At 48.7% G+C, this 22,270-nt stretch carries 18 protein-coding genes; 8 read left to right on the top strand and 10 right to left on the bottom strand.

The annotated features are described in order from the left end of the window. Positions 1–53: 53 nt before the first annotated feature. The 3 genes from glgB to IEV19_RS03295 are packed head-to-tail and all read right to left on the bottom strand — an operon-like array spanning position 54 to position 5,537. Positions 54–1,949, bottom strand: a complete 1,896-nt coding sequence (glgB, locus tag IEV19_RS03285) for a 1,4-alpha-glucan branching protein GlgB (protein ID WP_188369272.1) — start codon at positions 1,947–1,949, stop codon at positions 54–56. A gap of 10 nt (positions 1,950–1,959) precedes the next feature. Next, a complete protein-coding gene (locus IEV19_RS03290; RefSeq protein WP_188369273.1) occupies positions 1,960–3,594 on the bottom strand; it encodes a maltokinase N-terminal cap-like domain-containing protein in 1,635 nt (544 codons plus the stop codon). 2 nt (positions 3,595–3,596) lie between these two features. Continuing rightward, entirely contained in the window at positions 3,597–5,537 is a 1,941-nt protein-coding gene (locus tag IEV19_RS03295; protein ID WP_308418521.1) for an alpha-1,4-glucan--maltose-1-phosphate maltosyltransferase, read from the bottom strand. 219 nt (positions 5,538–5,756) lie between these two features. On the opposite strand from IEV19_RS03295, the gene IEV19_RS03300 reads away from it, so the two are divergent. From IEV19_RS03300 to IEV19_RS03315, 4 genes are all read left to right on the top strand, one after another. After that, complete coding sequence (locus IEV19_RS03300) at positions 5,757–6,323, top strand: collagen-like protein (RefSeq protein ID WP_188369274.1); 567 nt, start codon at positions 5,757–5,759, stop codon at positions 6,321–6,323. 108 nt (positions 6,324–6,431) lie between these two features. Beyond that, complete coding sequence (gene msrB, locus IEV19_RS03305) at positions 6,432–6,941, top strand: peptide-methionine (R)-S-oxide reductase MsrB (RefSeq protein WP_188369275.1); 510 nt, start codon at positions 6,432–6,434, stop codon at positions 6,939–6,941. A 158-nt stretch (positions 6,942–7,099) separates the two neighbouring features. Then, on the top strand, positions 7,100–8,491 hold the full coding sequence (gene lpdA, locus IEV19_RS03310) for a dihydrolipoyl dehydrogenase (protein WP_188369276.1): 1,392 nt from the start codon (positions 7,100–7,102) through the stop codon (positions 8,489–8,491). 13 nt (positions 8,492–8,504) lie between these two features. Next, entirely contained in the window at positions 8,505–8,798 is a 294-nt protein-coding gene (locus tag IEV19_RS03315) for a DUF3817 domain-containing protein (RefSeq protein ID WP_188369277.1), read from the top strand. A 3-nt stretch (positions 8,799–8,801) separates the two neighbouring features. Here the strand turns inward: IEV19_RS03315 and IEV19_RS03320 are convergent, their stop codons facing one another. The 6 genes from IEV19_RS03320 to IEV19_RS03345 all read right to left on the bottom strand — a co-directional run bounded on the left by IEV19_RS03320 (position 8,802) and on the right by IEV19_RS03345 (position 17,676). After that, positions 8,802–9,380 carry an HD domain-containing protein gene (locus IEV19_RS03320; protein ID WP_188369278.1) on the bottom strand — a complete coding sequence of 193 codons (579 nt, stop codon included), beginning with the start codon at positions 9,378–9,380 and terminating at the stop codon, positions 8,802–8,804. A gap of 12 nt (positions 9,381–9,392) precedes the next feature. Further along, a complete protein-coding gene (locus IEV19_RS03325; protein WP_188369279.1) occupies positions 9,393–9,908 on the bottom strand; it encodes a Pycsar system effector family protein in 516 nt (171 codons plus the stop codon). Between the two features lie 27 nt (positions 9,909–9,935). Continuing rightward, a complete protein-coding gene (locus tag IEV19_RS03330) occupies positions 9,936–11,876 on the bottom strand; it encodes an adenylate/guanylate cyclase domain-containing protein (RefSeq protein ID WP_188369280.1) in 1,941 nt (646 codons plus the stop codon). A gap of 60 nt (positions 11,877–11,936) precedes the next feature. Next, positions 11,937–16,385: a S8 family peptidase gene (locus IEV19_RS03335; RefSeq protein WP_188369281.1), complete on the bottom strand. Its 4,449-nt coding sequence runs from the start codon at positions 16,383–16,385 to the stop codon at positions 11,937–11,939. A 283-nt stretch (positions 16,386–16,668) separates the two neighbouring features. After that, the gene (gene aroQ / locus IEV19_RS03340) at positions 16,669–17,082 is read right to left on the bottom strand and encodes a type II 3-dehydroquinate dehydratase (RefSeq protein ID WP_188369282.1); all 414 of its coding nucleotides are present in this window, start codon (positions 17,080–17,082) and stop codon (positions 16,669–16,671) included. A gap of 87 nt (positions 17,083–17,169) precedes the next feature. Continuing rightward, positions 17,170–17,676, bottom strand: coding sequence for a hypothetical protein (locus tag IEV19_RS03345; RefSeq protein ID WP_188369283.1), 507 nt, complete (start codon positions 17,674–17,676; stop codon positions 17,170–17,172). 124 nt (positions 17,677–17,800) lie between these two features. On the opposite strand from IEV19_RS03345, the gene xerD reads away from it, so the two are divergent. The 4 genes from xerD (at position 17,801) to IEV19_RS03365 (ending at position 21,445) form a co-directional block, all read left to right on the top strand. Next, on the top strand, positions 17,801–18,697 hold the full coding sequence (xerD, locus tag IEV19_RS03350) for a site-specific tyrosine recombinase XerD (RefSeq protein ID WP_188369284.1): 897 nt from the start codon (positions 17,801–17,803) through the stop codon (positions 18,695–18,697). A gap of 93 nt (positions 18,698–18,790) precedes the next feature. Continuing rightward, positions 18,791–20,215, top strand: a complete 1,425-nt coding sequence (locus IEV19_RS03355; RefSeq protein ID WP_188369285.1) for an amidohydrolase — start codon at positions 18,791–18,793, stop codon at positions 20,213–20,215. Positions 20,216–20,292: 77 nt separating this feature from the next. Continuing rightward, positions 20,293–20,787: an RNA polymerase sigma factor gene (locus tag IEV19_RS03360; protein ID WP_188370710.1), complete on the top strand. Its 495-nt coding sequence runs from the start codon at positions 20,293–20,295 to the stop codon at positions 20,785–20,787. Between the two features lie 4 nt (positions 20,788–20,791). Beyond that, positions 20,792–21,445, top strand: a complete 654-nt coding sequence (locus tag IEV19_RS03365) for a DUF8845 family protein (protein WP_188369286.1) — start codon at positions 20,792–20,794, stop codon at positions 21,443–21,445. Here the strand turns inward: IEV19_RS03365 and IEV19_RS03370 are convergent. Next, complete coding sequence (locus IEV19_RS03370) at positions 21,442–22,254, bottom strand: lysophospholipid acyltransferase family protein (protein ID WP_188369287.1); 813 nt, start codon at positions 22,252–22,254, stop codon at positions 21,442–21,444. The two genes, IEV19_RS03365 and IEV19_RS03370, sit on opposite strands and share 4 nt — an antisense overlap. Between the last annotated feature and the right edge of the window lie 16 nt (positions 22,255–22,270).

Below are 22,270 nucleotides of genomic sequence, written 5' to 3' on the forward strand. Positions count from 1 at the left end.
AAGGAAACAATACCCTGATCATTTATAAACTACAACGTTATAGTGGGGCTCTGTCAGTGGAAAACCACCATGCCCAGCGGTGGAATGTTCACCTCAATGGACTGTTTATGACCATGCCAGGGTTCTTTGGCGACTTTTCTGATAGTGTTCTTCATGCCGCTACCCCCGTATTTCTTAGCGTCGGTATTAAAGACCTCTTTGTACTGCCGGGTCCTGGGTACGCCTATTCTGTAGTTCTCACGAGGGACGGGCGTAAAATTACAGGCGATGAGCAGATCATCCTTCTTGTCGTGTCCTTTCCTCTGGTAAGTGAGCACTGAATTTTGGGCATCCCCGTAATCGATCCACTGGAAGCCCTCAGAACTGAATTGCTTCTCATAAAGTGCCGGATGCTCCTTGTAAAAGGTGTTGAGATCCTTGATGAGATCCTGAATTCCCTTGTGAAAATCGTATTGCAACAGGTGCCAGTCCAGGCTGTTCTGGAAATTCCACTCAGAGGATTGCCCGAATTCTGCCCCCATGAACAGTAGAATAGTTCCGGGATGGGTGAACATATATCCAAAGAGTAACCTCAGATTGGCAAATCGCTGCCATTCATCCCCGGGCATTTTGTAGAGCAGGGATTGTTTTCCGTATACTACCTCATCATGGGAGAAAGGCAGCATGAAATTCTCGGTAAAGGCATAGGTCATGCTGAAAGTCAGGTCGTTCTGATGGTGACGCCTGTAGATGGGTTCTTTCTTAAAATATTCCAGCGTATCGTGCATCCACCCCATCATCCACTTCATCCCAAATCCGAGTCCGCCTATGCTCACGGGCCGGGATACCATGGAAAAGGAAGTGGATTCCTCGGCAATGGTCTGCACCCCGTCGAAATTTTTGTAGACCTCCTCGTTGAGTTCCCGAATAAGGGAAATGGCTTCCAGGTTCTCGTTGTTTCCGTAGATATTGGGTTCCCACTCTCCTGCCTCACGGGAATAATCCAGATAGAGCATGGAGGCCACTGCATCTACCCTCAGTCCGTCTACATGGTACTGCTCCAGCCAGAACAGGGCATTGCTGATGAGAAAGGCCCGCACTTCGTTTCTTCCGTAATTGAAGATCAAAGACTTCCAATCAGGGTGATATCCCTTCCTCCTGTCTGGGTGTTCATACAGGTGGGACCCATCGAAAAATCCGAGTCCGTGCGCATCCTCAGGAAAATGAGAAGGCACCCAATCCAGGATCACCCCGATCTCGTTCTGATGCAGGGTATCGATCAGTTTCTTAAGCCCTTCAGGCTCTCCAAAGCGGGAAGTCGGGGCGAAATATCCCGTAAGCTGATACCCCCAGGAAGGATCATAGGGGTACTCCATGACCGGCATGAATTCCACATGGGTAAAATTCATCTCCTTTACGTACTGAACCAGTTCTTTGGCCAGTTCCTCATAGGTCAGGAATTCGTTCTTCTCGTTCCTTTTCCAGGATCCCAGGTGGACCTCATATACAGAAAAAGGGCTGTCGAGGCTGTTCTTTAACTTCCGCGAATCCATCCACTTGGCATCTTTCCACCTATAGCTCTTGTCCCATATGATGGATGCCGTTTTCGGAGGTTGTTCTGAATAACGGGCAAAGGGATCGGCTTTCTCCGTCTTGATGTCGTTGTTGTGGGAATGTATCTTGTATTTATACCGGGTTCCGGGCATAACTCCCGGGATAAAACCTTCCCAAATGCCACTGGCATCCCAGCGCACGTTGAGCTTGTGATCTCCTTCGATCCAGTAATTAAAGTCGCCTACCACGGATACCGCTTTGGCAGACGGGGCCCAGACGGCAAAATAGGTCCCTTTCTCCCCATTGACTTCTATAGGATGGGAACCTAATTTTTCATAAAGTTTGAAGTGCTTCCCGGCCTTGAAGAGGTTGATATCGAAATCAGTAAACAGGCTGTGGGGTATTACCTTTCCCATGTGTCGTCAGTTATTTAGATTCGTTGATTATGCTCATGATTCCCTGCAGGGGTATGACCGCCCACAAGGGTCTGGAATTCATTTCGTAACCCAGTTCGTACACCGCCTTTTCCAGCATGCAGTATTTCAGGATAAAGATGCGTTCCTGGGCGTAACCTATGTTGATATTGTGTTGCTGGATCAGGTCTACGTAGGTCTCCAGGAAGACGCCTACAAAATAATTATAGAGGATCTCCCCGGCCTTGAACAGTTCTTCCCTGGAATACGGGTAAGACTCCTCATTGTTGAAGATCGTGGCATACACCGCATAATGGAAAGACCTGAACATCCCGGCCACATCTTTTAGGGGGGGTTGTTTTACCTTCCGATCCCTGATAGTGCTCTCCGGTTCTCCTTCAAAATCGAGGAGGTAAAAATCATCATCCTTCACCAGCACTTGTCCCAGGTGATAATCGCCATGCACCCTGATCCTTTCTCCCTTGAGTTTTGTCCAGTCGAAATTCACAAAGCGTTTCCGTATCTCGTTCTTCCGTTCCAGAAATTCCTTGGCGAGTTCAAGGGAAAGGTCCTTTAGCCTGTGCAGGTTATTCTCCACCGTATTGAGCCTGTTCTGAAACTGATACAAGAGGCGGTTCTTCAGCCAAACTTCGTAATCTCCCGTGAAATGGGTAGGGGTAAAGGCCGTATCCTCGAACTCTGAACCCAGCGCAATATGCATCTCGGCCGTCCTCCTGGCGAGCATCTGCAATTTGAGGAAGACGTTAAGACCAGCCCAGTCTATTATTTGAGGGGGCACATCGTTGATCTTAAGGCGTTCGAATAAGGGAACTGAAGGCAGGTGGTTTACGTTTATGTGTTTGCTTTCCAGGTTTTGGAATACCTTGTGGAGTTCTTTGAGCATATAATCCCATGCATCACCCTGGTTAGGGACCAGTTGTTGCATCAGGGCGATGGTCACCCCCACATTATCCGTATCGATGATGCTCAGGCTTCCCTGATACTCCGGTGTATTCTTGTAACCCTTGCGTTCAGAAAGGAATCGGCTCATTTCGTAATCCGGGTTCTTATCTGCGTAGATCCGGCGGAAGAATTTGATGACCGACTTGCCGTTAATGATGATGGACGTATTGCTCTGTTCCATCCCCATGAATTTGGAGGATTCATAGGGTTCGCCCTGAAAATTGACATTGTGGTGGTATTGTACCCTCGTGGTATCGTTCGGTTCTGCTGTTATGATCCGTTCGTACACCAATTTTCGGAACGCTTCCAGGTTGAGAGCGTCAATGATGAAGCCCTCCTGTCCTTTGATGATCAAGGGAAGGATGCGGTCTTTTTCGGCAAAAGACTCGTCAGAAACAAAGGCGATAGGCAGGAAGTAATGCTGGTAAAAAGCCTCTTCAAAGTTGACTTCCAAAAGCAGGCCGTAATACACCTCTCCCTTCTGCTGTATCCTGAAGTATTCCTGCAGTTCTATGTATTTTAATTTACTGCTCTTACCCCCGTACCATCGCTGTTTTACGACATAGGCTTCGAGTATCTCCGAGAGAAAGGCCGAGATGAACTTCTTGTCATCCATCAGGGATTCCCACTCCACGTCAAAGACATAGGGTTTCTGAAGGGCGGTTTCCTGTTTTTTTTCGGCCATGCTTATTTTTTGATCTGGAAGATATGGAAAGGCAAACTCGCCGGAAGTTCCACAAAATTCCATTCGTTATACCAAATATAGCTATTGTCAGTTACCAGGTCCCGCATCTGTATGGGTTTACCTGCCTCAACCCCCAGTTCTCCGAGTGGCAATTGAACCATACCCCTCTGTGGATAATAAGAATCGAGGTTGATCACCACCAGCAACTCGTCTTGCCTCTCATCGTCCCATTTGTAAAAGGCAAGGAGGTTTTCATTTTCCACCGTACAAAACCTGATATTATTGGTCTGCTGCAGCGCCTTATGGTCCTTCCTGATCTGATTGATCTTCCTGATCAGGTAGGTGATCTTGTTCTCGAGGGACCAGTCCCACAGTCGCACCTCGTACTTCTCAGAATGCATGTATTCCTCCTTCCCGGGCATGGACTCCGTGACCATATATTCGTATACGGGGCCGTAGATCCCAATATTTCCGCAAAGGGTTGCAGCCATCGCATACCGGATCAGGTGCATACTTTCATTGGCCCCCTGTAGGTGGTAGGGGTTGATGTCCGGAGTGTTTGGCCAGAAATTAGGGCGATAGTACTCTTTCATCTCCGACTGGGTGAGCTCTGTCATATACTCCATGAGTTCGTGTTTGTGAACCCTCCAGGTGTAATACGTATACGATTGTGAAAAGCCCTGCTTTGCCAGCTGTTGCATCACTTTCGGCCTGGAGAAGGCCTCAGCCAGGAATAAGACATCAGGGTGATCTTTTTTAACTTCAGAGATGAGCCAGTTCCAGAAAAAATATGGTTTTGTGTGCGGATTGTCGACCCGAAAGATCTTTATCCCGAAGCTAATCCAGTGTAGGGTCACATCCAGCAGTTCCTTCCACAGGCTTTGGTATTCCTTGGATTCGAAGTAAAAGTTGACGATGTCCTGGTACTTCTTCGGGGGGTTCTCAGCGTACTGCATGGTTCCGTCCGGTCTCTTCCTGAACCATTCCGGGTTTGAAGTGATATAAGGGTGGTCCGGAGCCGCCTGGAAAGCCAGGTCCATAGCCACTTCCATATCGTGTTCTCCAGCCTTCTTGATAAAAGCTTTGAAATCCGCCTCAGTACCCAGTTCCGGATGGATGGATTTGTGACCCCCATGGCGGGAACCAATTCCCCAGGGCACACCGCTGTCTCCTTCTTGGGCTACTGTCGTATTATTTTTTCCTTTCCTGTTTACCTCCCCTATGGGATGGATGGGCGGCAGGTAGACCGTGTCGAACCCCATGGCCGCAATCTTAGGCAGGATGCGTTCGGCATCCTTAAAAGTACCGTGTTTCCCGGTTTCAGTGGCTGTCGACCTGGGAAAGAACTCGTACCAGGTACTGAAATTGGCCTTTTTACGGTCTACGTATACCTGTAATGTCCGACTTGAATTTACCAGGTTTTTCAGAGGGTATTCAACAAAAAGGGAATGCAGCTTATCAGATACGGCTGCTTTGATAGCCTGATCATAGGAAGCTTTGTCCTGAAAGGCCCGGATAAGTTCTGAAATGTACTCTTTCTGCTTGCCTTTGAGTTGCTTGAGCAGGATCTCGAGGTATTGAACTCCGTCCAGCAATTCACTGGTTACGATTTGCCCGTCCTTCAACTTGGCCTCTATCCCATGTTGCCAGTTCAGGGGGTTATCCACCCAGCCCTGGACCTTGTATTCGTAAAATCCTTGTTTTTCGACCTTAAACTCGGCCTTGTAAACGTCGTTCCCGAGATGATCCATACGCACGTAGGTAAAGGATTTGTCATCCTCGTGCTTAAAGGCGACCTCCGCCTGTATCACATCGTGCCCGTCCCCCAGAACGTCTGCATGAATTATGACTTTTTCCCCTACTACCCTCTTGATAAAATAGGTCCCGCACTGGAGTTGTGGATTCACATTTTCGATCACCACCCGCTCTTGTTTCATCGGCATTTTTGTATTCTTTGGTTTTGGCTAAAAATAGAAAATATTATGGAATAGGTTCCGCTTGAACCGGGAAATTTAGTGGACTTTCACCACCCTTTTCCTTACGACTCAATATTTTTTGGAACGCTTTTTGAACGGTTAAACAAACAATTGATAAATCAGACCGTAAAATAAAGTAGAACCCGCTCCGTTTTTTCAAAGACGGATCTTAAAACAGAAGAAATTATGAAAAAAATTGGACTAATTTTCAGCACCATCGCCATAGCCCTGATGACATCCTGTGAAGGCCCTGCCGGACCTCCCGGGCCTCCCGGATTTGATGGAAGAGACGGCCTCGACGGCCTTGACGGGGTGAATATCCTGGGAACAGTACTGGAGATCGAAGGTACCTTCAGCGCCGCTAATGACTACACCTTGTTCTACGAGTTTCCCAATACGGTAGAGGTCTTTGAATCAGACCTGGTATTGGTCTACATCCTGTGGGACCAGACCGATGACGGCAACGGACAACCCGTGGATATATGGAGACTCCTTCCCCAAACACGTATCCTGAACCAGGGATTGCTGCAGTACAATTACGACCATACTTTCTTTGATGTGAGTGTATTCCTGGAATCGGATTTCGACCTGAGCACCCTCCAGCCGGGCGATACGGATAATCAGGTCTTCAGGATTGCTATCGTCCCTGCAGAATACGGACAGACCTCCAGAATGGATTTATCTAATATCGAATCCGTAATGGCTTCCTTGAAAGTAGATGAGAAAGACATTCACCGAATTACGCTGGATTGATAGACCCCTCATAATAAGAAGGAGCCCCTGGAAACTTTTCAGGGGCTTTTTTATTCCGTATTTTTGAAAGGAAATCGAAAAGAAAACGTCCAAATTAAAAATGTTGCTATGAAAAAGATTTATCTGATCGGAATTTGCCTCCTGGCCGTGAGTTGCAAGGGGGTCTCACAGGAAAAAGAGGGCCAGAAGGCATTGACTGGCACAGAGGCTCAGGAGAAGGAGACCTTTGCGGTCAATAAAACAGAAGCCCAGTGGAAAGCAGAACTCACAGACATACAATTCTTCGTGCTGCGTAAAGAAGGGACGGAAAATGCCTGGAGCAGTGACCTCCTTGACATCAAGTCGCCCGGGACCTATGTGTGTGCGGGATGTGGCACCCCCCTTTTCAAAAGTGAGCACAAGTTTGATTCCGGGACCGGATGGCCCAGTTTCGACCGGGAGATCGAGGGTAATGTTGCCTATGACGTGGACTACAAGATCGGGTATCCCAGGACAGAAGAACACTGCGCCGTTTGCGGAGGCCACCTCGGGCATGTCTTTACTGACGGACCTGCAAACACTACCGGAAAACGCCATTGTATCAACGGGGCAGCACTGAAATTTGTACCTGAAGAGTAGGCGCATCAAACTGTTTTTCAACTCATTACAACAGGAAGGCTAAAACGCCTTCCTATCCTCATCAAAGAACCTTTCAAAGGGCGTGCTTTCTTCGGCGCGTTTCGGATTGGTTTTGTACCTTTGCGACCTCACTTTAACAGATCCAAAAAACATAACATATGAGCACCTTCGATGTAATTGTACTGGGTAGCGGGCCCGGTGGGTATGTGACAGCTATCAGGGCTTCCCAGCTAGGATTAAAAACGGCCATTGTTGAGAAAGAAAGCCTTGGAGGCGTTTGCCTCAACTGGGGATGCATCCCGACCAAGGCCCTGTTAAAATCGGCCCAGGTCTTTGAATACCTCCAACACGCAGGGGATTATGGCCTGAAAGTAAGCGGAGCAGATAAGGACTTTGATGCCGTCGTTAAAAGAAGCCGCAATGTGGCCCAGGGAATGAGCAAAGGAGTACAGTTCCTGATGAAAAAGAACAAGATCGAGGTGATCAATGGGTACGGGAAAGTAAAGCCCGGAAAAAAGGTATCTGTGAAAGGTGAGGACGGGAAAGAGACCGAATACAGCGCCAGCCATATCATCATTGCAACGGGGGCCAGGAGCAGGGAATTGCCCAGCCTTCCCCAGGACGGAAAGAAGATCATCGGATACCGCAAGGCTATGACGCTGGAAAAACAGCCTGAAAAACTCGTGGTAGTAGGCAGTGGCGCCATCGGGATCGAATTCGCCTATTTCTACAATGCCATGGGGACAGATGTAACCGTTGTGGAATTCCTGCCGAATATCGTGCCTGTGGAAGATGAGGAAGTATCCAAGCAATTAGAGCGCAGCTTTAAGAAATTGGGCATCAAGATCATGACCTCCTCAGAAGTTACCAAGGCAGACACCTCTGGGAATGGGGTGAAGGTGACCGTGAAGACCCCGAAAGGAGAAGAGGTCATCGAAGCCGATGTGGTCCTCTCTGCAGTGGGAATCAAGACCAATATTGAAAATATCGGACTGGAAGAGGTAGGCATCGCCACGGATCGCGATAAGATCCTGGTGAACGATTACTACCAGACCAACATCCCGGGCTATTACGCCATTGGTGATGTGACCCCGGGTCCTGCCCTGGCTCACGTAGCTTCCGCAGAAGGTATCCTGTGTGTGGAAAAGATCGCCGGCCTGCACGTAGAACCCATAGATTACAACAATATCCCGGGCTGTACTTACTGTATGCCTGAGGTGGCCTCAGTGGGCCTGACGGAAAAGCAAGCAAGGGAAAAAGGATTTGATGTGAAGGTTGGGAAATTCCCCTTCTCTGCCAGCGGAAAAGCTCAGGCTTCCGGTAATTCAGAAGGTTTTGTAAAAGTAATTTTTGACGCGAAATACGGAGAGTGGCTGGGCTGCCATATGATCGGGGCCGGTGTGACCGACATGATCGCAGAGGCGGTCCTGGGCAGGAAACTCGAGACCACAGGCCATGAGATCCTCAAAGCTGTACACCCTCACCCCACCATGAGTGAAGCGGTGATGGAGGCTGTGGCTGATGCTTATGGAGAAGTGATCCACCTCTAATCCCTGGCTTGTTATGTTGTCATTCATGCGCGCCCTGGCCATTGTAGAGGGCATCTCTTATCTCCTGCTGTTTGGTTTCAGTATGCCTCTCAAATACTGGGCGAATATCAGGGAACCCAATATTTACATCGGTTATGTACACGGGGGACTTTTCATAGCCTTTATTATACTCGCCTTTGTATTTTGCAGACAACAGGGTTGGGGAATGAAGAGAAATCTCAAGTTCTTCCTGGCCTCTCTCCTGCCCTATGGTACCTTTTACATGGATAAAAAATACCTGGCGCCTCTGGTATCAGAAAAGAAGTGACAATTAAGTCCGGTTTCTGATTCTCTCTAGGTGCATTTGCTTTACAGGCTCCCTGTGTTTGATGGCAAAGGGGGTGTGATAGCGGTGTTTTTCCAGGAAGGAAATCTGCTTGTCGCGCCAGGCTTCTTCGGACAATTCTACTCCGAAATGCCTTAATTCTTTGAGTAGCTTTTGACTGATTTTATCATAGTCATCCCGACCCAGATAATCCAGGTCTGCATCACAGAGGATGCGTTCCAGAAGGTTTTTTGGATTTTGTGGTACCTCGGTGGCCCGGATAAGTCCGACCACCACCTTACGCTGCTCAGGACTAAAGCCGAATTCCCTCATATAATTCAGGGTAAGGGCGATCCCGTGATCCTCATGGCGCTCATAGGTGACCGTAAATCCGAGGTCGTGGCACAAGGCCCCGGTGCGCAACAGAAGGGCATCTTCTTTGGTAATTTTGAGTCGCCGGATATAGTCATTAGTTACTTTCAGGACATCAAGGGTGTGTGACAGGCCATGGTAACAAAGGTCTGGTGAGAGTTCTTCCCGAAGTAGCTCGAGAACCTTCTTCCGCAACTTCAAATATCCCGTCATGACGATGACACATTAACTGATGACCTGCACGAGCCAGATAATAAGGCCCAGCATGGCAAACACAAAACTCAGGGCAAAAAATCTCAGGGCTTTGTGTACACTGGCAAATTTATCGGCAATGATCTTGCTTTCGGCATGGATCTGCTGGGCCAGCTGGGTGTAAAGCTCTTCTTCACTACCACAGATCTCAAGCAGTTTTTTCGTGTATTCCTCGGCGCTTCCGAAGGCCTTAACCGCATCCAGAAAGAAAAAGACATTGTCGTCGTATTTCATCTCCATCTGGGGCATAAAGCATTTAAAGCAGTAAAACGTTGAGATCAGAACACAAAGCAACCAGAGAAAGGCAAAGACAGTGAACCAAATGTTGGTCTCAAAAGAAGGCTGAAAAGCATCCAGCCGGTCGGCAAACAGCCCCAGTATAAGACTGTGGAAGGAGAAAATGACCCCCGCCTTGAATTCGGAGGCCCTGATCAGTTTTTCGAGGCGCTCGAGTTGTTCCCAGTAATTATTCGGGTCCTGTCTGCTCATGCTCTTTCCTTACTTGTGAACCACAATTTAGGCATTTACTTCCTCTTTGGTTTTGGCATGGCGGATTATTTTCCTCTTGATAACGTAATACATCTCCATTTCTCCCTTGTTTTTTACCATCACCTTCCCACGTGATTCACACTCATAGACATCCTTAATGCGTTGATAGGTATTCTCAGAGATATTGATCCTGCCCGGTTCCGAGAGAGATTCCATTCGGGAAGCCACATTGACCGCATCCCCCCAAATGTCGTAGGCAAACTTGTTGAGTCCCACAACCCCGGCAACTACTGTACCTGTATTGATCCCGATTCTCACCTCAAAAGGTACAATTCCCTCTTTTGGCTCTTTTTTGATCTCTTCCATGACTGCGGCCATCTCAAAGGCGGCCTCTACCATTTTGAAGGGGTGGTCAGTAGTAGGAAAGGGCAATCCCCCCGCACACATATAGGCATCGCCAACGGTCTTGATCTTTTCCAGGCCGTATTTGTCCATGATCTCATCGAAGCGGGAGAAATAATAATCCACGCTTTTTACCAGGATCTCAGGAGACAGGTTCTGGGCTTGGGAGGTGAACCCCTGGAAATCCGAAAAGAGTATGGTTACAGATTCGAAGCGCTTGGCCGCAACCTTCCCGTTTAGCTTGAGCTCCTGGGCGGTTTCCTCAGGGAGGATATTGAGCAGTAGTTTTTCTGAACGGTCCTTCTCGTCTGCAATGATCTTGTTGGTCTTCTTCACGTATTTGTATCTGCTGTAGGCCCCAATGGCCATGACAAAGACGAGGATGAGGGAAATGATGGTCCCGTAGATCACGTATTTCTGTCGCTTGGCCTGGAGTTCTGCGATCTCCTTTTCCTTGTTCAGCAAGCCGATCTTATCCTGATTCTGCTGATTCTCAAAATCGAATTGAAGTCCCCTTATTTTATCGTCAGTCTCCAGGTTGTACAGGATGTCTTTTTGGGCGAGGTAGAGGGATTGGTATTCGTACGCCTTTTCGTAGTTGCCATTGGCGGAATAGGTAGCAGATAATCCTTCATAAATATCGCGCAGCCCTTTGTCGGAACCCAGCTCTTTGGCCAGGACCTCCGCTTCGGCGTATAGTCCTACGGCTTTAGAGAAATCCGTCTTCTGATAAACTGTGCCCAGACCAATGAGGGCGTTCAGGGTCTCCAGCTGCTGGTTCTTTTCCCTGGCCGTTTCATAGGCCAGGGTCAGGTACTCCACGGCTTTACTTCGGTTCCCGATCTTGTTCTCTATAGTTCCCATTTCCTTCAGAATATGGGCGTAATCTGAAGTGTTCTCGGATAGGGGCAATGCCCATTGATAAGCTTCCAGAGCCCGGTCGTAGTCTCCTCTTTTGTTGTAGATCTCCCCCTTCCCCATATAATAGTAGGTCGAGATCTGAGGATCGGGAATAGAAGGTAGGTAGGTTTCCAGCTTATCAAAATACTCCAGGGCCTTATCATAATCCTTCAAATCGCCATAAACCGCACCGATATTGGGGAGTACGGAAGTGATCCTGAAGGTATCCCTGATCTTCTCCGCAAAGTAGAGCGACCTGAGGTAGTAATCCAGGGCCTTATCGCTGCCGCCCTGACTCAGGTAAACACCCCCGAGATTATTGAGGATATTGGCCATCCCACTTGTATCCCTGACCTTTTCAAAACTCTCCAGGGATTGTGTCCAGTGATCCATGACCGCGAGATAATTTCCCAGGTAGTAATTTCCCAGTCCGATATACTTCTGAGCCAGGGCTTGTCCTTCGGTATATCCCAGTTTCCCTGCGAGTTCCTCAGCCTCCTTTGCATATTGTATCGCCCCTTCTATATCCTCCTGAGAAAGGACTGCGAGGCTCAATGCATTCAGGGAGTTGACCCTCGAGATATCCTGTTTTCCGGATGCGATCACCTGCTGCAAACTGTCTATTTCCCCGGTCTGAGAATATACAGGTAAGACTGTGCAGGTCATAAAAAGTATCAGTCCTGCCAGCGATTTAATTAATAATCTTTTGTTCTTCTTCATAAGCACTTATTCCTTGATAACCCTGTATTCCAATACCCCGTCCTTGGTGGTAAACCTGAAGAAATACAACCCAAGGGGATAATCACTCATATCGATCTGATGCGTTACGGGTCCGGATCTGCCATCCAGGGAGGTACGCAGCATGGAGATACCGTACATATTGAATACATCCAGGGTAACCTGTTCAGGAAGGTCCTGATCTATAAACAACACACCTGCTACCGGGTTAGGATAGAGGATAAAGGCCGTACTTCCCGCACTGCCGGCATCGCATCGGTTAGAATTGGCATTTACCTCAGAGGTGGTGGAACTCTTGTGAGTGCTGTCCCTGGAGGTGAGCTCCCACTTCAGGGTATTACCATCAAATCTTATCTGGAAGGTACCGGTACCCGGCAGGAACCTGAATGGCAATTCCCCGCTGTACTGAGCCGGACCTGTAAGCCGGTTCTCAGGGCCTTCAAGGATATAGATGGTCTGATCATTCGGGTTCTCATAACGGAAATGAGCGATGTAGTTTAGTCCGCCGGGATCCCCCGAGATGAGCTCAACGCAATCCATATAGGTACGGATCTTTCGCAGTTCATTGCCGGTGGGATTGATGTAGACCACACCCACCTGATCATAGGTAATCGTGTAATTCTGAGGCTCTTCGAGGGTAATATAAAAAATACCCGTAGCTCCCGGAGTATAATCCACCCCGTTCGCATCTTTAAAGAGATAATGGATTCCGTCAGGGAAAACATCCGCTGCCGTTTCGTTATAAGCATATCCCTCAATACTTGTCGCGATAGCCGCGGGATCGATCTCCATTCCCTGGTCGATAACGATATCTCCTGTCGATATCGTCAGACTGGCGGGAGTTACACGTATCGTGCCCGATCCATAGGTAATATTGAAATTATAGCCTATAGGATCCAATAATGTACCCGGGAAGGAATTGTGGAACTCTGTCCCCGGGGTCACATCGAGCCCGGTAATCAGGTTGAGGGAATAGAACCTGCTGATCGGTTCATCCCCGTCTCCATCATAGACGATGGCAAATACCTCGGAATAGTCGTTGAGATCATTCGCTCCCCCGAGATCACTGTCATTCACCAGGGCTTTAAAACCGTTTTCTATCGACCCGAAGGAGGCAGCACCATTAAAGAGGTCCTCACTGTTGACCAGGGCCTTGAAATCATTGACCAAAGCTTTAAAACCATTGGTCAGATAGTCTGAATAATCATCAAAATGAGTGGTATTCAGGTTTACGAGGTTCATCTCGTTGACCAGGGCTTTGAAGCCGTTCTGTAAGGTGCGTTCAGTGGAGATCCAGCTGCCCTCATTCAGGAGGTTCAGAATGGCCAGTTGCTCGTCATTGACCAGTGCCTTAAAGCCATTGATCAGGGCCAGGGTATTCTCAGGATAAAAGGTAGTAAGATGAGCCTGGGAAAGGGCCGAGAGGAAGGCCTGGTTATCTGAGATCCCAGTGGAGTCGTAGTTGTAACTTAGGCTCAGTACAATAGGCTCTCCGTAGACCACTTCCACAGGCTCGGGAACAATTTCCAGGTCTTTCTTGCTGACGATAAATGATCCGTTCTTGAAGTTGACCACATAGCCTTCCAGGGCCAATAGTTGTTCAGGAGTGGCATTTTCCAGGTCGAAGGATGGAAAGATCACATAGTTGGCCACTCGTGGAAAAGGACCAACAGCCTCCGTCGTGAATTTGACAGGAGGAAGTCCGAGGCTTTCAAAATCAGTACCTTCCGGCAATCCCTCCACAGTAAAACCGAATTCGTAATCCTGGCCATATTCAATTTGGATGTCGTCTGCTGTAATATTGATCGCGATGGTACCGGGATCCAGCAGGAAGATGGGATTCGACTTTCCTCCATCGCCTCCCAGGGGAGTATTGGAATTCGTAAACACCGTCACCGGGTCGTTCCCCGTAAAGGGACCTACAAGGACCTTGATCTCGGTGGGATTCTCGGGATCGTAGAAGGTGATCGGAAGCTCGTCTTCCCCAAAAAGCACGGTGGGATCCTCAGGAAAATAGTCCCCGTTGATCGTGAGTTCGAATTCGTCTGCACTTACCACTGACCCTTCTGGGGAGGTAAATTCTATATCGAAACCGGAGATTAATGCGGTCTGGGCCGCGATATTCCTGAAAGCCGCAAGGGCATCCATCACCCCGTCACCAAGCTGGGCCTCATTGCCGACTTTTATGGCATTATCCTTGAATAGCTGTAGGACATCCACAGGATTATTAGGTCCATACCAGGATGGTAGGGCCGACTCCATCAGGGCGAAGGCCGAAGCCACGTGCACCACTGAGGCTGAAGTGCCAAAAAAATTCTTGAACGGATCCCCGTCTACGGGAATCCCCCCTACCTCATTCTGTCCTATAGTCAGGACGTTGGTATTCACGCCGTCATAGGAAGACAATGCCACACTCGGGACAGATCCATCGGGAAGGGCCCCTGAAAAGGTCGAAAAAGGTTGGGCTTCAGGACTGTCTGCCTTCCTGAAATCCACAGCTCCAATGGCCAGGGCTTCAGGGGTCCTGGCATGGCCTGTGATCGTCGGGGCACCATCGAAGTACTCCAGGACATCGAGATTGTTTTTAACATAAATGATATATCTGAATGGCAGGGGTCCCGGATCCCCGCTGGCACTGGTGATCAGGAAATTGGCTTCCCCGTCGGCCAGGGCCTTAAAAGTGATATACTCAAGGGCATCCCGCTCCTGGTTGTAAAAATTATTCCCTACAAGGAGTCGTTGCTGGTCGTCCACCACCCAGATATCAAGATCGTTCGCGGCACCAAGCTGATTGTCCTGAGAGGCATTATTTTCAGCGTAATACAGGACGATAAAGTAGGTCTCCCCTGCTTTTACGCTGAAACGCTGGTAGATATCATCCACCCCGTCAAAAGCGTGGGCTACGGTACCGGCATCCGGGAGAAACGCAGGTAGGTTGGCGTTCTGGGCAGCCTGGAATACATCCTGGTACGCAGCATTTGAAAAATTACCGGCAGAAGTAAAGTAGTAGTTCCCTCCGGGCACTACTTCCTGTATGGCCAGGCCTATATTAGTCACTCCAAAGGCACTTATTCCTGGGAAAGTAATGTCATCTACCAACACCTTATTGGTGGAACCGATAAACTCACGGATACCAAGTTCAAAATCCCGGGGAGACAGAACTCCTGTACGGAAGGCAAGGTCGGCACCCGGGGCGATATCATGGGCGATCTGTAACATCGCTCTTCCCTCATCGGAGAGCTGGCCAAAAGTATATGGGTATTCCTTGATCACCCTTACCGGTGTATCATACCCGTTTGGATTGCCATTCCCGGCTATCCCGGGCAGGTCCCCATTGCCTACATCTATGGCCAGATTGGTCGGCTGGCCCGGCTGGGGAGGATTGGCATCAAAACTATTGGAAAACACAACGATCTCTACGCCTTTTCCGTCTACAGGGACACTTTCTTCAGGAGTTACGATCCGGAAAGAACGCCTGACCTCGTCGGTCTTCTGGGCAGCGTCTCCCTGGGTTATGGCTTCGCCCGTAACTTCATCAACCCCGGAGGTAAATGGGGTATACAGGGCCTGGGCAGACCGGATGATATCAAAATAATCCGTCAAAGCAGGTGCTGCCGGCTCGGGCGGTGGAGGCGGTAATATCTTGTCAATAGGAAAGAAGACATCCACTGCAGAAAGTCCCTCGGAGATAATAAGGGCGGGATCTACGATAAAATCGGAGAGGGCCGGTTGGGTCGAATACTGCAATCCGAAGACATTTATCAGCATATCAATGACAGCCTGGGTCTCTCCGGAAATAGGGGTTATCTGGATCAGGACCTTTTCTTGCGGACTGATCTGATAAATGATAGAGGAAGGGTTGTCACCCGCGGTACCCGCTGCCAGGGATATGAGTTCAGGACTAACAAATCCCTCAGTCTTCCCATTCCCGGGTCCGATAACCGGAACAATAAAGGGGTCCCCCTCACAAACAGGTGAATCGAGAGTGGCCCTGATCTTGGAATCATAGGAACCTCCAAAAGAGACTGTCCACTTCGCGTGGCCATTGTCTGCAAAGACCACAGAGATCACTTTCTCATGGGTCCCGGGCTCAAAATTGGTAATCCCCTGTATTTTCTGTATCCCTCCAAATTCGGATTCCTCAATTTTATCACTCAGGAAGATAACACTCTCGGCAGGAGTTACAGTGATGGTCTTGTTGGTGGGATTTGTATATCCAAAGCTGGCCTTGTAAAGCCCGTTTCCAATGTCCTCGGCACAGGTAAACAGGGTTACTTCCTTGTTATTTTTCCCTTTCTGGGAATAGGACTGAAGCCCGAGTAACATAAACGCCAGGCATAGAAGCACATGCAATAACTCGTGAGATTTAAAGAAAGAAAAGTGCTGATTTCTGTCAGGAGCTATCCCGATAGTCGGGCATTGAGTGTTGGTTTTCATTGTTGGTCATTTGGCTTATTGGTTACGTCCTTTGCACTGGGAATAGACGTTCTGAGCTCAGTCAAAAAAAGGTCACCCAGTTAAAGGTCACCATAGTTGAGTTGGATTTGAAACAGCGTCTAAGTGAGACAGACGCTGCTCATTTCGGTCTTGATAAGAAAGGGGATAGTATAGTGAAGATAAGGAAAAAACTTATCCGATAAAGGTTTTTCCCCTTGATTTGTAGGGTTTTGCGATAAAATAACCAAAAGTTAACCTGGGAATCCGGACGGCCACCAAAGTTTTACATAAAGCTCTGAATAGCAAGATCATAGGATTTCAGACCAAATCCCAGGATGACGCCCTTGGCTCCGGGCGAGATATAGGAGACATGGCGGAAGTCTTCCCTGGCAAAGGTATTGGAGATATGTACTTCCACTACCGGTGTGGACACTGCTTTTACAGCATCGCCAATTCCCACTGAAGTATGCGTATAGGCAGCGGCATTCAAAATGATACCGTCATAGGAGAACCCTACTTCCTGGATCTTGTTTATGATCTCCCCCTCTATGTTTGATTGAAAATAGGCGAGTTGAACGTCCTTGAACCTCATCTGTAGCTCAGAAAAATAAGCTTCAAAACTCTGGTTGCCGTAAACATCCGGTTCACGTTTACCGAGCAAGTTCAGGTTGGGACCGTTGATGATGATGATTTTCACGGGGTTAAAAGTAAGGATTCCATCTCCAAGAACAAAAACCGGAAAGTGTACCTTCTTCAATAACCTTAAAGGACTTCTTAATTTAGATCATAGTCTCCTAGGCCTTACCTGAATGGTATGCATTATTCCGACGTTCACGGTAGACCAGGTAGCACCGTCGAGCTGTATGCCGGTGTAAGAGAGATTCACCTCCGTATTGGTCCCGAACAGGTACCCGATCACAGGGCGGTAATAGAGTCCGCCTTCATTCCCGTCGTTGATCCCTACTGCATACCCTGCATCCCCGCCAAAAGAGAAGGAATTGGAGGGCCAGATCCGGAAGGATCCTGCCAGGGGAAGGAACTGTATACTGGGCAGGTCGGGGCCCCCGTCGAAGTTATCGGGAAAACCATTGATGAATCCGGTCATTACACCTGCATCAACAACCTCTCCAAGGGCGTGCATGTAGCCCACATCGACAGCAGCAGACAGGACGACCGCCTCTTTAAAATCATTAAACGGAAAGCTCCCCTGTATCCCGATCTTGATGCCTTCCTGAGCAAAGGAGAAGGCTCCGAAGGCCAGGACCAATAGTACTGATAATCTGTATTTCATATTTGTGTGGTTTACGGTTGATCGAGGCCCAGTTTCTGTATCCGGCTCATCGCTGGATGAGAATATATTCAGGAACCGCCTCGGTTGTACCCATTGTAAACGCCGAAGGTCCTATCTTTATTTCATGAATTGGGAACAGGCTATCCAGGAATACCGCAATTATTTGAAACTCGAGCGCGGACTCTCAAAGAATACCCTGCAGAATTATCAGCGGGATGTGGAGAAACTCCTACGGTTTCTCGAGGATGGTGCTGCGCCTCCTTCCCCCCTAACCATCGATCAGGAGTACTTGTCGGGATTTATCTACGAACTGGGCAAATCCGTCGCCCCTCGTACCCAGGCAAGGGTGATCTCAGGCCTGAACAGTTTTTTCAACTACTTAATCTTCGAACAGTATCGAAAGGACAATCCCATGGAACTTATAGAATCCCCAAAACTAGGCAGGAAACTCCCCGATACCCTTTCCGTAGACGAGATAGACCGACTTATTCGGGCCATAGACCTGTCTAAGCGAGAAGGAGAGCGGAACAGGGCCATGTTGGAAACCCTGTACGGGTGCGGACTCAGGGTTTCGGAGCTCATTGAGCTACGCATCTCGGACCTGTTCTTTGAGGAGGACTTTATACGGGTGACCGGTAAGGGTAACAAACAACGATTTGTGCCCATTGGGACTGTCAACCAGAAATACATAAATCTCTATCGATATCAGGTACGGGTGCATCAGGACATCCAAAAGGGGCATGAAGACATACTGTTCCTCAACAGGAGGGGCAAAGGTCTCAGTCGCGCCATGATATTTACCATCATCAGAAACCTCAGTGAGAAAATCGGCCTGCAAAAAACCATAAGTCCGCACACTTTCCGGCATTCTTTCGCGACCCATCTCCTGGAGAACGGTGCCGACCTCCGGGCCATCCAGCAAATGCTCGGGCACGAAAGTATCACTACGACAGAGATCTACATGCACGTAGACCGAAGCCATCTTTCAAAGGTACTGGAGAAGTACCATCCCAGGAGGTAGACCTGCCTGGTTTCCGAGAGAATTAATGCGATTCCTTGACCTGTACTTAATGAGTCATTTTATATATTTAACTCCATTTAAAATCCAAGACCCATGAAAAATGTTTATCTGCTGGCCCTGACCTTGTTCTCAGGATTTACCCTCCTGGCTCAGGAAGATTCAAAAAAGGTACTCTCGGACCTCGAGGCCCGTGCACCTCAATACGGCAAAATCGCAAATGAGATCTGGAATCTCGCTGAGATGGGGTATCAGGAGGAGCAGAGTGCGGCCCTGCTCCAAAAAACCTTGTCCGGAGAAGGCTTCCGAATCCAAAAGGGAGTGGCGGGGATTCCCACCGCTTTTATTGCCGAATACGGGAGCGGGACACCCGTCATTGCCATATTGGGTGAGTACGACGCCCTGCCCGGATTATCCCAGGAAGCGGTTCCCATGCAGAAGTCGGCCGGCAAAGCCGCGGGTCACGCTTGCGGACATCACTTGTTTGGTACAGCCTCCACAGCAGCTGCAATTGCAGTTAAGAACTGGATGCAGCAGAACAAGATCCCGGGAACGATCCGTTTCTACGGATGCCCGGCCGAGGAAGGGGGCAGTGGGAAAGTATATATGGTAAGAGAAGGCCTTTTTGACGACGTGGACGTAGCCCTCCACTGGCATCCGGGAGCATCGAACGCCGCAAGTGCAGGTGCCGCCCTGGCCAATAAGTCAGCTAAATTCAGGTTTTACGGGATATCTGCCCACGCAGCAGGAGCCCCTGACAAAGGAAGATCCTCCCTCGACGGGGTTGAGGCTATGAATATGATGGTAAACATGATGCGGGAACACATCCCCCAGGAAGCAAGGATACATTATGTGATCACAGACGGGGGCAAGGCGCCCAACGTAGTACCCAACTTTGCAGAGGTGTATTACTACGCCCGCCATTATTCGCGGGATGTGGTGATCGAGATTTTCGACCGCATCGTAAAGGCCGCTGAAGGCGCTGCCCTGGGTACGGGTACGACGATGGATTACGAAATGATAGGTGGCACACATGAACTGCTGCCTAACCTGACCCTACAGGAAGTGATGTATGAAAACCTCACTGAGGTGGGTGGCATCACCTACACCGCCGAGGAAAAGGCCTTTGGGGAAAAGATCGCGAAAAGCCTGGGTATGGACTCCCTGGATGAGGCAACAGCCCGGAACATTCAGCCTTACGAAACTACAGCGAGGGCCTCAGGTTCTACGGATGTGGGAGATGTGAGCTTTGCCGTGCCTACGGTTGGGCTGCGTGCCGCTACCTGGGTACCCGGCACCCCTGCCCACAGCTGGCAGGCCGTTGCTGCCGGTGGTACTTCCATCGGTGCCAAGGGGATGATGGTAGCAGCCAAAGCATTGGCACTGACCGCCATGGACCTCTATAAGGATCCTGAACTCGTGAAAAAGGCTAAACAGGAATTTGTGGAAAGACGCGGAGCAGATTTTCAATACATTCCGTTGCTGGGCGACCGGGAACCTGCGTTAAACTACCGGAATTAAACCTATTTATCTTTTTTATACTTCCCTGTAACTAAGTCGGGGAAATGGGTACTAATCCTAGTGACACCAGCTACAGCGTGAACAAAGAACTGGAACACCAATTTGTTACGGAACTGGAGAACAATCAGAATATTGTTCACAAAGTGTGTAGCCTGTACACGCATGACCGTGATTCACACAATGATCTTTTTCAGGAAATTACCATTCAGCTATGGAAGGCGTATCCAAAATTCAGGGGCGAATCCAAATTCAGTACGTGGATGTATCGCGTAGCCCTGAATACGGCAATTACCCTTTACAGGAAATCCAAAAAAAGGGTTCCCACCCAGGATTTTGATTCGGTACTCTTTAAGATCAAGGCAGATGAATACGATGCGGAGGAAGAAAGACAGCTCAAGCTGATGTACGATGCCATCAGACAACTGGGAGATATCGACAAAGCCCTTGTCTTCCTCTACCTGGAGGACAAGAGTTACAGCGAGATCTCAGAAACCCTGGGGATCACGGAGGTCAATGCGCGAGTAAAAATGAATCGAGTGAAAACAAAATTACGAACCATTCTCAATCCCTGAACCCATGATGGATGAATTGGATTTATTGAAGAAGGATTGGCAGAAACAAGGAGAAAAGCTTCCCAGACTCACCTACGATGAGCTTTATGCCATGATTTGGAAACGCTCCTCCTCTATCGTGAAGTGGATCTTCATCATCAGCATACTCGAGTTTGCCCTGCCCCACTTGCTGTACCTTCTACCCTCGGCCCGGGAAGGCCTGGCCCTTTACGATGAATTAGGGCTGAGATATGCAATCCTCGGACTGACGGTTCTTCAGTACAGCGTTGTTTTTTATTTTATCTTTCAATTCTATAAGCGGTATCGTGAGATCTCTGTACTGGACAGCGCCCGTGAGCTCATGCGCAAGATCATTCGTACGAGAAAAACGGTTAAGAACTACATCATTTTCGCCCTTTCCGTCTTCCTGTTCACCTTTATCATCATAGCTATTGGGATCCTCTTCAGTGACGGGGATAGTTTTCTTCACGTCTTTGAACTCGAAGGCAAGTCCATCGATATGAGCACCCAGCAATTGAAGCTCATTATCTCAGGGGTCATGATAGCTATGGGTATTGTCTGTACTGCGCTACTGGGTCTGATCTACTTCCTGATCTATGGACTGCTGCTCAGAAAACTCGGCAGGAATTATTCAGAATTGAAAAGACTGGAAGTTTAAGCCTTTTTCTTGCGCCATAATCGTTCCTTGTGGGCTTCTTCATAGGCCAATAACTCTTCCATGGGGATCACCTTTAAAAAGGAGGGGTGCTGTTCGATGGCAAATTCCAGCTTTTCGATGATCTCCTCCACAGTTTCATTGTCGTAATCGATCTCCAGAGGTTCTTTGATGTGCATAGACTGGAGGATGCCTTTCTTTTTGATATACAAACCCTTTTTATCAAAAGAGCGTCGGAAGCCGTCGATAACAACGGGTACAACAACAGGTTTATACTTCTTGATAATGTGTGCAGTTCCTTTTCTCAGGGGCTTCCAGGGAGTAGTAGTCCCCTGGGGGAAAGTGATGACCCATCCGTCTGCCAGTGCCTTCCCGATATTGGAGATGTCGCTCATCTTGACCTGCCTGTTTACGTTCTGCCCGTCAGCCCTCCAGGTCCTTTCAATGCTTATCGATCCCACGTAAGCGAGGATCTTGGTCAGTAAGCTCTTACGCATGGTTTCTGCGGCAGCTACATAGTACATATTTAGTTTGGGGTTCCAGAGGTATCCTACATTCTTGATGGAATCCGTCCTCCCGTTCAGGGCGGCATTAAAGACGTGGAACATGGCCACCACATCAGCAAAATAGGTCTGATGATTACTCACAAAGAGTACATTCCTGTCCGGCAGGGCCCTGATCACTTCGGATCCGTCGATCTCCAGTTTGTTAAACCCTTTGTAACGCTGATGCGTCATGAGTCCGAGGATACGGATGATCCATTTCTTGATAAACAGAATATGACCGAATGGGTTCTTTTTAAACAAAGGCATAGTCTACAAAACTACA

Origin of the sequence: Muriicola marianensis (genome assembly GCF_014638095.1) — a bacterium.
In the GTDB taxonomy this organism is placed as follows: Bacteria; Bacteroidota; Bacteroidia; order Flavobacteriales; family Flavobacteriaceae; genus Muriicola; species Muriicola marianensis.